Origin of the sequence: Pseudoalteromonas sp. MB47 (assembly GCF_011319765.1) — a bacterium.
GTDB lineage: Bacteria > Pseudomonadota > Gammaproteobacteria > Enterobacterales > Alteromonadaceae > Pseudoalteromonas > Pseudoalteromonas simplex.
Map to the genome: position 1 here is coordinate 379,995 of NZ_VFBD01000020.1, position 12,469 is coordinate 392,463.

The window sequence follows — 12,469 nt, forward strand, 5'->3', positions numbered from 1 at the left end:
ATTTTAATCTCTGTATAGTCGCCTTCTATAAACAAAAGGTAACAAAGCAATGAGAAATACAAAAACGCCACCGCTACTAGATTCAGCTTTATCACTATTGCTAGTAGTAGGTACATTTTTAACAGTAACTTCTATCGATTGTTCTGTAGTTCCTTCCCCATCCGAAACTGCTACTTTGAATTTGAGCAATGAATCCTCTGAAACAGCTGGAGATTTAAATTTTAACGTTGCCGAATTCGATTGAAGAATATCAGCTTGAAGACCTTGCGTTTGTGTCCAATTGTAAGTTAACGACTGTGATTCCTTATCTGTCGCAGAAACGGTAATTACACCGTCTGCATTCTCATTAACTGTATAACTACTAGCAAGTTCAATAGTTGGCAATTGGTTTACATGCACGAATAGAACAGATTGTTCATGAACAAATTCCTCATAACCATCGTTAATGGTTAAAGAAATTGTCCCTTGCTTTGACTCTATTAGCTCTGACACTTTTAAGATTGCTATACTTTCATTTTGGTTTTCGATAGTAACTTCAGGTATTGAAATAGACCAGTGATACGTTAGCTCATCTGCGTCGCTATCTGACGTGCCTGACGCATCTAGAACGAAAGTATGCAGCTCTTCTATCGTTTCTGGAATAATAAGAGATAATGTTGGTGCGCTATTAAGACTTTCTTGGGCAAGTTTTGCGACAACCTCAACAAAACCATTTTTCACGCCGTCTAAGTCAAATTCACTACCATCTTCAATCCTAATCACTGAACAATTACTGCACTCAGCACTAAACTCGCTGCTTGCAATTATCTCTACCGATTTCCAACCACTTAACGTTAGTACGCGTGCTTGTAGCTCATCGCTCAATAAAGCGTTTTCAAGCATTGGTAAAGCAAGGTCTACTGATTCTGTGCGCTGAGCGAGCTCAACATTAATGTTTATCATGTCACTCTTCAATTGGAAGTGAGGATCTTCAACCCTCATCTGCGTGAAGGCATCAATCAACATCTCTTCAGATACATTCATATTTTCTATGAAGTGCTCACTGTGAGTTCGAATAACGTCACCTGCTCTGATGATATGAAAAACATTGTTCGTATGTACATAAGAATCAGATGCGAGTACCCCCTTCGAGGTGTTTGCTGAATTATCTAAGAAATCAACAATGCCATCACCATCACTGTCACCTATCCACTCTATGCTATCAGGGATATTATCACCATCGGTGTCCGCACTTTCATCATCAAAGGTAACATTATTAATTAATGGCACGGTCTCAGTTTTAGTCAGAACCGACTTATCATCTTTATAGATGGTATATTCAAAGGTAATGTCTCCTTGCAAGTCATCTTCAAAATTAAAATCACCTATCCGAGTAACTGAGTCATACATAGACAGCCAAACTCCATATATGAATTGGTCATCAGATACGAATGACACTTTTAGGTCTAAATGTTCATAATTTGAAAAGCCATACGCTCCTATTTCAACATAAGTATCATACCCTTTGACTAAACTCGTCATTCTCTTACCATTTTGTTTATAAGTGGCCGTGATACTGCGTGGTGCATCTTCATCTAAATAAATTATTTCAGATTTATTAAACTCTCCTGTATAACCGCCGTCATATACTTCAAGCTCAATAGAATCAACTGACGAGTCAAGCGTATTTCCTAATACTACATTTTTAATCCCTTCATAGCTGTAGTCACTAAGAGATTGAATATAATTGCCAGCAATCAAATTCAACCCCAGGTAATTATGAAGCTTACCTTTTATATTAAGCGCAACGACAGGCAGAGCATTTCGATAAATATAGGTATAAGGCTGAATATCAATACGAGGATTTATATGTAGGTTTATTGTGCCTGAGGCTGTATTACCAGCATTATCGCTTGCCGTAATATCTAAAGAGTAACGCCCAGATCGAAATTCTAAATCAATGTCTGATTCGATAGTTATTTCTTTGATGCCTGATACCTTATCATAGACTATTGACTGCTCTAGCAAGGTTTCAAACAATTGTTCTTCAGTAAATTCGCTGTTCATAGCGACGATATCGTTTTGGATGGTTGGAGCAGTCCTATCAGTTACATAGAATGTTTGCACAGCACTTGCCCTATTCCCTGCATTGTCACTAGCTGACCAAGTTATTTGATGCTCGCCATAACCTAAGCTTTTAGATGAGGGATATGCCTTTACAGCAAATCTATTGTTATCTGTTACCTCAGGATAAAGGCTACTAGGAATATCTGTTTTTTCATCAACACCTTCAAATTCCATAGGTGACAAATCAGAGAATACAGGTGGTAAATTTTCTCCTAAATTTGGATCATCTGGATGACTATCCTCACTATCAACCACACCATCTGAATCAGTATCTTCAGCTCTAGGGTTAGAACCTATTTCAAATTCAATTAAGTTACTCAAACCATCTTGGTCATAATCAAAACCTCTATCGTAAAAGTTAAAGACATTTAAGCCAAATTGAAGCTCCCAAAAATCTGGCATGCCGTCATTGTCGGTATCTAAACTAGTATCAACCTCTGGAATCCATATGATTCTATCAATAAAAGAAAAGTCATGGGATTCGTAATAAAGATCAAATTGATTAAATTTAATTGTATTAAAGCCCCTTGCTACAGGAATTAATAGTCGAGATTGATAATCACGAACTGGTATATTTTCGTTATTAACTTGAACTTTTAAAAGCCAAATATTACTGATCCTATAGTCAACAGTAATAAAGCCCTGCTCAAACATACCAGCAATAATAAACCCTGCCTTAAGTCCTTTATAACGTCCTTTACGATCTCCTTTATAATATTTGTCATCATAGTTCGGGATAATAGAAAGGCTCTTATCTCCGTCCGTAGACCAGCTATCACTTGAAATCCAGTCAACATTATTTGTTGATGACATTGTAAATCGATTTGGTAGCCCACCATTTTCAAAGCTTTCGAAGAGGTTATTTATTGCTGAAGGCGTTGAAGAGTATTCTGTTGGCGAGCTTTGCGCGTAATACTCTTGTACGTCTGTGTAACCATCTTCATCTAAATCAGAACCAGCAACATTTGTGTTAATCGGTGAAGTCATAATTACATTGACTTCGTAACCGTCAGGAAGTGCATCATGATCACTATCCGAATTCCAAGGATCGGTTCCAATGCTATACTCTTGCAGCGCAGTTAGTTCGTCATTGTCGAAGTCAGAAGATGCATCATTAGCGTCAGTTAAATTAAGCCCATTTTCAACTTCCCAAAAATCTGGCAGGCCATCACTATCAGTATCAACATCGCTCGTATTAGAAATAAACTTAAAATTATCTAGCCAAACAGCATCCTCTCCTGTAGATATTGAACCATCTTTTGAATATGAAAACTCAATAACGTTAGCACCTTCAGAGATTTTAACACTTACCGACCCTTCTTTTCTTCCAGCAATCGATTTATAGACACTACTTGAACCATTAATTTTTAGAACGAAAGAGTCGCAACATTCTTCAGACTCTATTTTATAGTCAAATATAAGGTATGCTTCCACGAAGAGACCTGTAGCACTGAATGAGCTCATTTGACTATCTGAGATTTTACCAGAGCGAATGCTTTGCGAACCATCGGTAGCAAAACTATTATCAATGTACCAATCAGCATTGTTCTCTGATGAATGATTAAACCATTGAGGAAGTTGAGTACCTTCAAATGAACTAGTTAGATTCAATTGCTCTGGAAATGAATCTGCATCTTGTGGGTCTGTTTGTAACTGAAACTCGGTGTAGTTACTAAATCCATCATTGTCACTATCAAGCATTGCATCAGTAGAGTCTGTTGAATTTAGACCATGCTCATATTCCCAGCCGTCTGGAATTTGATCTCCATCTGTATCAAGGTTATTAGGATCGCCCTGATTTAAAAACTCATTAAGATTACTCAAACCGCCATTATCATTATCCAATGATGCATCGTTCAAAGATGAATAGGCACCATTGACCTCTTTGTGAGTATTTCGATCACACGGGAATGAAAACGCAGATGATGGCTCACTGCCTGACTCCATCGAAACAGTTTTCACTTTATCATTCTCTAAAAAGCATGTTTCTCCTACTTGAGAAACTGCAAAGGCAGGATAATCTTCGCCATATTCATAACGGCCAACTTTCTCATTCCCCCCAGGACCCGTCGCCTGTGTGTGCTTAATATTATTCCACGCTTTATACACTTCATAAGTCTTTTCATTGATGATAGCTGTAGGCTTTGACTCATGTTCAGCATTTAAAATTTCAAGTTCAATTAAATATGCGTAATGAGCTTGATTACCTCTAATATAAATATAACGTTCAGATTTTATAAGTTTATAGGGTAAGTCTAATGACAATTTAGATGCTTTAAGCACCGCTAAAACGGCAGACTCTAAATCAAATTGACTGTTGGCTCTTAATTGTAATTGCGCATCATTTATATCAGTCGCAAAAAAGCCACTCATATACTGTGACTTCTCTTGAACACGAATTTGCTGCCCCCAGATAGGAAGGCCAGAATAGTATTGCTGTAGAAATTTGTTTGATGAATTTTTTCTTAATACACCATTAGAGCTATGATGAGGTAAAATAACCTCTTCAAAATAAAAACCCTTTTTTTGAAGAGACTGATTTATTAATAGTTGCTTTTGAAGTTGTGGCTGGTTGAGGGGACTTACCCTTTCGACTGTTGCAGCTTGAAGAGAGTATGCACTGAACATACTAAAAACTGCAGCACCTGCAATTAATCCCTTATGCATAATAGTTCCTTAAATACATTTTTTACTTATTATCGGGACCAAAATACCAAAAATAAACACAATCTGCACCAATTTGTTAAGCTCACATTAATTAATTAGCTAAAATTTCGAATCCATATATCAAAACTCAAACTGGTAAAATACTCAACCTCAGTCAATACTTTATCATTACAGGTTAGTAATTTTAGGCTGTCGCTATTTCAATGTCGCTGAGAATTAAATTCATCTTTTTGCTATCTACCATTTTTTTAGTGGTGGTAGCCAATACCTTCATTATCTATGTATTAGATAAACAAGGTCAGGCTAAGCTTGAGGCAGTGATCCATACTCATGATGTGCTCGATGAATCAGAAAAGCTCTACAATCAAATAACGAACGCAGAAACCGGGCAACGTGGTTATTTATTAACGCAAGATCTAAACTATTTAGAACCCTACTACGCAGCACTTGAACAAGTTAAACAACATTTTTTAGCCATCAATAGACTAACGCTAAGTAACCCCGAACAACAAAATACACTTGCAGTAATAGATGAGCTAGTCGACAAAAAGTTAGCGGAGTTAGCGTTAACTGTCACACTTGTAATGCAAAACACGCCATATGCAATCGAAGAAGCAAAAGCGATTGTTTTGACGAATGAGGGGAAACAGTATATGGACCAAATCCGCAAGCATATTTTACTGTTTCAAAATATTGAACGTGCCAAGCTAGAACAGCAAAATGCTGACTACCAAAGAAACAGACTATTCATAACTCGGTTTGTTACTTTGCAAATACCATTAATAGTGACCTTGTTAGTTTTTTGTGCTTTTTATATTAATTCAAGGCTTTTTAAACCTCTTAAGTTGTTAATTCAAAACACTGAACAACTAGAAAAAGGCGAAAGACCTAAAATGTTGACGATTAATTACAACGATGAAATTGGCTTTGTGTTAAAACGTTTTGCACGCATGAGTGACATTGTTTATAAACGAACGAGCAAGTTAAATTTTCAAGCTAGTCATGATCATCTTACAGGTGTTTTGAATAGAACAGAGCTAAAGCCTGCATTAAAGCAAGCCATTTCTACTTGCTCTAAAGACAGTAAGCTGGCCGTTATATTTATAGATATCAATAAATTCAAAAAACTGAATGATGAGTATGGTCATTTAATTGGTGACCAAATTCTCATTGAAACCGCAAAACGAATTACGTCATCTGTTAGAGCTGATGATGATGTATATCGTTATGGAGGAGATGAATTTGTCATAATTACACATAATATTGCCAAATACAGATACGTTAATGCGATGATCACTCATTTATTAGCACGTTTTGACAATCCTTTTGTACTCGAACAGCTGACATTAAATATTTCATTAAGTATTGGAGTAGCCCTCGCTCCTGATCACAGCCTAAATCATCAACATCTACTTAAACTCGCTGACCAAGCAATGTATCACGCTAAGCATGAGTCAAAGAATAGTTATCACATACACAACAATCGCGGCTAGAAGACTAATCTAAATTACTGCTTTATACGTATAAATTTGCAAAAAGCCCCATCACTATGTATAAAAAACACACACAGATTTTAATTAAGGTAGCACTATGCATATTTTATTAACAGGTGGAACAGGCCTCATTGGTAGACATTTGTGCCCTTTCTTACTTAATCACCACAAGGTTACTGTGCTAACACGCAATCCGATACAAGCTGCTGTGATACTAACTCATCAGGTACACACAGTTAAGTCGTTAGATGAAGTCAATTTTGAAGAGATTGATGCTGTCATTAATCTTGCAGGAGAGCCAATTGTCAATAAACGTTGGAGTGAATCGCAAAAGCGCACTTTACTTAATAGCCGGATTAACCTTACCCAACAAATCTCAAAAGCGATTAGCCGCTGTGAGTCCCCTCCTCACACATTCATTTCTGGCAGTGCGATTGGTTTTTATGGCCGTCAAGAAAACCAGCCAATCGATGAAAGCTTTAATGATATATACCCTGAATTTAGCCATGTCCTTTGTCGTGATTGGGAGCATGCCGCAACGAAAGCGCACGGTGATCAAACTCGCGTTTGCTTGCTGCGTACAGGCATCGTTTTAGCAAAACAAGGGGGAGCTTTAGGTAAAATGTTGCCAGCTTTCAAGTTTGGTTTTGGTGGCCCTTTAGGTCATGGTCGTCAAGGGATGTCGTGGATCCATATAGATGACATGATCCAACTTATTCTTTTTGTGCTTTCACATCAAGAGATTCACGGACCAATTAATGCCACCGCGCCAAACCCCGTTGATAATAATGAATTTAGTCAAACACTTGCGAATGTAATTTCGCGTCCTGCCATGTTGCGTATGCCTAGTTGGGTTCTCAAATTGATGATGGGAGAGATGTCAGATCTTCTACTTCATGGTCAATTTGTGCTTCCCAATAAATTACTTAATCACAATTTCCGCTTCCATTACCCAACATTGAAGCCCGCATTAGAAAGTCTGAAATTATAGTTACAATGTACTAGTTGATAAGATTCAACTAATACATAATAATTAACCTGATTTTAGTCGAGTGATTATCCAGGGAAAATCATGATGCATTTACCCACCATAATCAGCATTTCAATTTTATTGAATGTGATTATTGGGGCGTTTCTACTGTCTTTATATTTCTTGAGACAACAAGCAAGCTATTTATATTGGGGTAGTTCGTGTTTACTTTTCGTATTTGCGCAGATCACCGCATCTCTGCGTGTTTTTATCGACTTCCCCTTAATTACCCATTACTTGGCTGATTTACTCATTATTTCAGCGCCTTTAGCTGCAATTTTAGGGATCCATGCGTTCAGTCAGTCAGATAAAAAATATCATAAAGCCTGTGCATTTGTAGTGACTCTATCCATGCTGATATTGCTGCCAGTGCATGACTCCCCGTTAAACCAAATAATCACCACGGCCATTATCGCCATATGCTTTAGCTACGCTGCTTTTGCCCTCAGAAAACTACAGGTTGAGCGCATCATGCATCTTGCTTTACTAAAACTATGCTTTGTAATTCATGCTTTGATTATGCTTTTACAGTTTTCGCTTTTAGTTTCGGATTATCAAGACATTATTGATACTGATTTAACTCACATTCTCGCGGTCATTCTGATAAGCCATATTATAATTACCACTCTAACCGCCATGATCTGGCCATTAATGATGTTTTTAGAATCAGAGCAAGTACTAAACGATCTAGCAAATCGAGATCCACTCACTGGATTATTAAACCGTAGATCATTTATAACAATTAGTAACAGCTACTTAGAACAAGCTAATCATAACCTGACTGAGCTCTGCGCTTTGATGATTGATATCGACTTCTTTAAAAAAGTAAATGACCAATATGGTCACGAAACAGGAGATGAAGCACTCAAATGGGTTGCAAAAAAGATTAAAAGCCAACTACGTGAACACGATTTGGTGGCCAGAATCGGTGGTGAAGAATTTGCAGTCATATTACCTAGCACCACTCAAACTCAAGGCGAAAGCCTATCTGAACGAATTCGTTTAGCGATACACAACGATCGTTTCTTTTATCAAAACCAAGCTCTAAAGCTTACGATCAGTGTCGGTATTATTACACATAAATCGGGCACCAATAATGTCAATGAATTGCTCGCAGAAGCCGATAAAGGTTTGTACAAAGCCAAGTCAAATGGCCGAAATCAAGTTGTAACTATGGCATTTTAAATGCGGTAGTTAGAATCTTTAATTTAAGCTTTCATTGAGTAGGTTTAGCTCATTAGTGACCCACTGTTTATTTAAGCATTGTTCTAAATTCAATTGAGCAAATTTTAAAAAGCTTCGCGCCGCATGAGATAAATGGCGATCGGTGCGTACCACAAAATACCAATGACTAGCTAAATTGACATCTTTTACATCTAACATACAAAAACTTGTATCATGGGGTGGCAATACATGGCGAGAAACAACACCTAGCCCCATTCCTGAACCAACCGCAACCCGAATAGCTTCGTTACTTGCCATTTGTACTGTGTTGCTTAATACAAAGCCTCTGCTTTGCAGTTCACTTTCAAACAGCATTCGTGTGGCAGAGCCAGGTTCTCGAAGCAAAAAACGTTCAGATACTAAGTCTTGTAATGTGACCTGAGTCTGACTCGCGAGCGCATGGTTGGTTGGTGCAATAAACACTAATGGGTTTTGTAAAAACCGTCCTGCTTTTGCATGTTCTAATGAAGGTGGATGACTAAAGACATAAATATCGTCTTCGCCTCTTTCAAAACGGGCTAGCACTTCAGCCCGGTTACCTATTTCAAGGGGTAACTCAACATGAGGGTGTAAATTACTATACGGACCAAGTAACTTAGGCAAGATATATTGCGCGGTGTTAACCATGGCTATTTTACAGCGCCCTCTCTCACCACCTCTAAGCTCAGCAAGATAATCTTGATAGTCATCAAAGTGACCAAACACCTGCTGACAAGTTTGAAACAATGCAAAACCCGCTTCAGTAACATGAATTCGCTGCTGATTAACCATCACTAATGGCTCATTGACTGTTTCTTGTAAGCGTTTAATTTGCTGCGATACCGTTGGTTGCGTTAAATGTAATTGCCTTGCTGTTTCACTAATTGAGCGTGTTTTTACAACGCACATGAATACCTCGAGTAAACGAAAAGAAATATGCCTTAAATCCATAAAATCAAACCCATAGATAAAAACCTATAGGATATTATCATTTATTTTATTATTTACTATGTGATTTTTTATCTAGAATAGCGGCGCTTTTTAATCAAGAGGAGTACAAAGTGCCTGATATTGTTGTAATGTTTTTTGTTTTAGGACTCACTGCCGGATTACTTCGCTCTGACCTAAAAATTCCGCAAGCGACCTATGAAACTCTTAGCCTATTGTTAATGCTCACCATTGGCTTAAAAGGAGGTATGGTGCTGCATGGCAATTTGCATTGGCAACTTCTACCAGAAATGGGCGCTGTATTACTACTTGGTGGCTTAATACCATTGATGCTGTTTCCTATTTTAAACAAACTGCTAAACCTCTCTGTTGCTAATAGCGCAAGTATTGCTGCCCATTACGGCTCAGTAAGCGCAGGTACATTTGCAGTTGCTTTAGCCTATGCTGAATCGAATTCACTTAATGTAGGTGCTGAAGTCACACTTTATTTAGTAATGCTTGAGTTACCTGCGATTATTGTTGGATTGTTACTGTATCGCCGCCTTGGTAATGGTTCTGGACAAAACCTTTCTCTAAAAGCACTTTGGCATGAAACACTTACTAACAAAAGTGTCATTCTGCTAGTTGGTGGTGTAATTATTGGCATGATGTACGGGACGCAACAAGGGAGCCAAGTAACGAGTCTCTTAACGAACAGCTTTAAAGTTGTGCTGGCACTATTCCTACTTGAAATGGGTTTAATGGCTGCACAAACTCTGCGCCCTATTCCATGGCACCAATGGCGATTAGCATTATTTGCTCTTATAACACCAAATTTATTAGGTGCAATCGGGGTCTGCGTTGGTACTGCATTACAACTAGAATTAGGCTCTGTGGTAATACTAGCAAGCCTAGTTGCAAGTGCCTCTTACATTGCAGCCCCTGCCGCGATTAAAGCAGCCATACCCGATGCAGACATTGGTTTAGCCATGTTATGTTCTTTGGGCATTACCTTTCCTTTCAATGTATTAGTAGGAATTGGCTTATACCATCAAATAGCATTATTTATGGGCTAAAAAACGGTCACACCTTAACTTTATTAATGAGATCTTCTGAAAAGTCGTTTAATATAAACAAAAAAGCAGCGCAAGGACATGCTATGTTTAATCAAACGCTCAGCACCGAGCAACAGCATGTGAGTGATATTTTTAAGCGCATATGTACGCTTTGTAAGGTGCAAAACTATGCTGAATTAGAAAGGCACTTATCGTTAACATCAGGTTTTTGCGAGCAAAGTATTGAAGTTGCTGCAGTGCCTTATGAACTAATTGATAACGTGGCTAAAGCTTCTGAAGTTAGCTTTGATTCACTACTTAATGGTAGCGAACAAACCACAGTGACACTTGATGGGGCGTTACTACAAGCAGTAAGTAACGGTATTATTAAGAGTATAAAAAAGCTTTCTATGGCGGGGCTAATTAAAGGTGATAACCACACTCATGAAGCCCTTAGTCAGCTTGCAGATATTCAGCTAAAACAAATAAAAAATGAGCTCAAAATACAAAGCCAGGTTAAATAACCTGGCTTTTTACTAATTCTTACCTTTGTACATTTTATCGTAGATATCGGATATATTATTTTGTTTATCGTAGTAGCGCTGCAGCTCCCCAAGTGATAACTCTTTTATTTCATTACTATCAAGCCCAACAGGCTCTGCTAACTTAAAGTCTGCAGCTTGCGGTGAATTACCCATTAAGGTGGCAATTTCACTCTTTAACTGTTCAGCTTTATTAAATAGTTTAATTGCTTTGCTGATATCTGTTTCATGCTCAGCTTGTAACGTGCACCAAACTACCTCAACTGATTTAGATCTGATTTGATCTTCAAAGATATTTTTACGCGCAATCAACCATGTACTTGCAACAAGCAAGATGGCTAAAACGACAATGGCTATGTAAATTAGTTCAAGCATTACGATCCCTCGGTAAACTAAATGTTACTATACACCCAAACTTGGTTCGCAATACATCAGGAAAAAGCATTATAAATGAAGTTATAGGACTGAAAAACATCATAAATTAATGTTAACTTTTTGTTCCAAAAGGCCAGCTTGGACTAAGTAATAGTTTTAATTTGGTTTTCAAAAGACCTGGAAACAACATTACAACAGCAAGGACAATACTAATGTAGAGCACAATAAAACTATACATGTAGTGTATGTAGGCGTGTTCAGCTTGTATGTCTAACACAACAAACTTAAACCAAAGAATAAAGTGAGCGATAGAAAGGCCTATTGTTAGCTTGATGACACAAAAGAACAGCAAGCCGAACTTATAACTGAACTTTTCATGAAGCTTAGCAAGCACATACATACTAAACAATGAAGTAGCGCTTAAACCAAGATAAACATTCTGAACATTATCAACTGCATGATTTTCTTGAATATAAGTCAGTGCATATTCCATTAATAATGTTGTAAGCATATATTTCGTGACAACAACAGCTATTGTTAAAAAGTCACTAAATAACTCTTTATCTTTAACAGCTCGTATCATTGAAAGTATGAGGGCTAAGAGGTAAGACAATGATATGAGTACTTGATATGAAAACACTTCTCTGTTTTCACTGACCAATAATGCCTTGTTGTATAATTCTGCTAAGTATTCAAACATAGTTTACCCTTCATACCAAGCATTAGGATATTACTATGTGACAAAAAAAACCAGCTGTTTGAGCTGGTTATTTTGAATAGTCTATTGTTTAGTTAGGTTTTTTTTCTTTAATAATAACTATTCCACCAGAACCTTGTAGCTCTTCCTTCTTCTTTTCTTTAATGATTACGATTCCACCAGAGCCTTGAAGTTTTGTTGTATCAAAGCTTGAAGCTGGTGCTGCGTCGAATGCTAAAGTAGATAGTAATAAAGCTGATAAAGTCATTTTTTTGTTCCTTCATTGTTAAAGATAGCTTTCGTTAGCAAATACCGAGCCACTACAATAAAATTTTAGGTAAAAACTAACGACTAGGCCCTATATAAGCATAAAA

Annotated in this window: 10 protein-coding genes; 5 read left to right on the top strand and 5 right to left on the bottom strand. The window is 37.4% G+C overall.

The window, feature by feature from the left end; translation table 11 throughout:
- Window positions 1–3 precede the first annotated feature (3 nt).
- Complete coding sequence (locus tag IMPJCBKJ_RS11265; RefSeq protein WP_166340360.1) at window positions 4–4,773, bottom strand: hypothetical protein; 4,770 nt, start codon at window positions 4,771–4,773, stop codon at window positions 4–6.
- 203 nt (window positions 4,774–4,976) lie between these two features.
- Between IMPJCBKJ_RS11265 and IMPJCBKJ_RS11270 the strand changes: the two genes are divergently transcribed.
- From IMPJCBKJ_RS11270 to IMPJCBKJ_RS11280, 3 genes are all read left to right on the top strand, one after another.
- Window positions 4,977–6,266, top strand: a complete 1,290-nt coding sequence (locus IMPJCBKJ_RS11270; RefSeq protein WP_138600527.1) for a diguanylate cyclase — start codon at window positions 4,977–4,979, stop codon at window positions 6,264–6,266.
- Window positions 6,267–6,363: 97 nt separating this feature from the next.
- Window positions 6,364–7,257 (top strand): TIGR01777 family oxidoreductase, encoded by an 894-nt coding sequence (locus IMPJCBKJ_RS11275; protein ID WP_166340362.1) that lies wholly within the window; start codon window positions 6,364–6,366, stop codon window positions 7,255–7,257.
- Between the two features lie 81 nt (window positions 7,258–7,338).
- On the top strand, window positions 7,339–8,481 hold the full coding sequence (locus tag IMPJCBKJ_RS11280) for a GGDEF domain-containing protein (RefSeq protein ID WP_054551476.1): 1,143 nt from the start codon (window positions 7,339–7,341) through the stop codon (window positions 8,479–8,481).
- A gap of 18 nt (window positions 8,482–8,499) precedes the next feature.
- On the opposite strand, the gene IMPJCBKJ_RS11285 is transcribed toward IMPJCBKJ_RS11280, so the two are convergent.
- A complete protein-coding gene (locus tag IMPJCBKJ_RS11285; protein WP_054551477.1) occupies window positions 8,500–9,450 on the bottom strand; it encodes a LysR family transcriptional regulator in 951 nt (316 codons plus the stop codon).
- Window positions 9,451–9,560: 110 nt separating this feature from the next.
- Here IMPJCBKJ_RS11285 and IMPJCBKJ_RS11290 point away from each other — a divergent pair, with 110 nt between their 5' ends.
- Window positions 9,561–10,502, top strand: coding sequence for a sodium-dependent bicarbonate transport family permease (locus tag IMPJCBKJ_RS11290; protein ID WP_054551478.1), 942 nt, complete (start codon window positions 9,561–9,563; stop codon window positions 10,500–10,502).
- Between the two features lie 83 nt (window positions 10,503–10,585).
- Window positions 10,586–11,005: a hypothetical protein gene (locus tag IMPJCBKJ_RS11295; RefSeq protein ID WP_054551479.1), complete on the top strand. Its 420-nt coding sequence runs from the start codon at window positions 10,586–10,588 to the stop codon at window positions 11,003–11,005.
- 12 nt (window positions 11,006–11,017) lie between these two features.
- On the opposite strand, the gene IMPJCBKJ_RS11300 is transcribed toward IMPJCBKJ_RS11295, so the two are convergent.
- The 3 genes from IMPJCBKJ_RS11300 to IMPJCBKJ_RS11310 all read right to left on the bottom strand — a co-directional run bounded on the left by IMPJCBKJ_RS11300 (window position 11,018) and on the right by IMPJCBKJ_RS11310 (window position 12,363).
- Complete coding sequence (locus IMPJCBKJ_RS11300) at window positions 11,018–11,398, bottom strand: hypothetical protein (RefSeq protein ID WP_138600519.1); 381 nt, start codon at window positions 11,396–11,398, stop codon at window positions 11,018–11,020.
- 112 nt (window positions 11,399–11,510) lie between these two features.
- Entirely contained in the window at window positions 11,511–12,098 is a 588-nt protein-coding gene (locus IMPJCBKJ_RS11305) for a hypothetical protein (protein ID WP_166340364.1), read from the bottom strand.
- 88 nt (window positions 12,099–12,186) lie between these two features.
- Complete coding sequence (locus IMPJCBKJ_RS11310) at window positions 12,187–12,363, bottom strand: hypothetical protein (RefSeq protein ID WP_166340366.1); 177 nt, start codon at window positions 12,361–12,363, stop codon at window positions 12,187–12,189.
- Window positions 12,364–12,469: the final 106 nt, after the last annotated feature.

Bases quoted from the DNA above. Each gene is read 5' to 3' on its own strand.
- IMPJCBKJ_RS11265 (WP_166340360.1), bottom strand. From the start codon at position 4,773: ATGCATAAGGGATTAATTGCAGGTGCTGCAGTTTTTAGTATGTTCAGT.
- IMPJCBKJ_RS11305 (WP_166340364.1), bottom strand. From the start codon at position 12,098: ATGTTTGAATACTTAGCAGAATTATACAACAAGGCATTATTGGTCAGT.
- IMPJCBKJ_RS11300 (WP_138600519.1), bottom strand. From the start codon at position 11,398: ATGCTTGAACTAATTTACATAGCCATTGTCGTTTTAGCCATCTTGCTT.
- IMPJCBKJ_RS11295 (WP_054551479.1), top strand. From the start codon at position 10,586: ATGTTTAATCAAACGCTCAGCACCGAGCAACAGCATGTGAGTGATATT.
- IMPJCBKJ_RS11310 (WP_166340366.1), bottom strand. From the start codon at position 12,363: ATGACTTTATCAGCTTTATTACTATCTACTTTAGCATTCGACGCAGCA.
- IMPJCBKJ_RS11270 (WP_138600527.1), top strand. From the start codon at position 4,977: ATGTCGCTGAGAATTAAATTCATCTTTTTGCTATCTACCATTTTTTTA.
- IMPJCBKJ_RS11280 (WP_054551476.1), top strand. From the start codon at position 7,339: ATGATGCATTTACCCACCATAATCAGCATTTCAATTTTATTGAATGTG.
- IMPJCBKJ_RS11285 (WP_054551477.1), bottom strand. From the start codon at position 9,450: ATGGATTTAAGGCATATTTCTTTTCGTTTACTCGAGGTATTCATGTGC.
- IMPJCBKJ_RS11275 (WP_166340362.1), top strand. From the start codon at position 6,364: ATGCATATTTTATTAACAGGTGGAACAGGCCTCATTGGTAGACATTTG.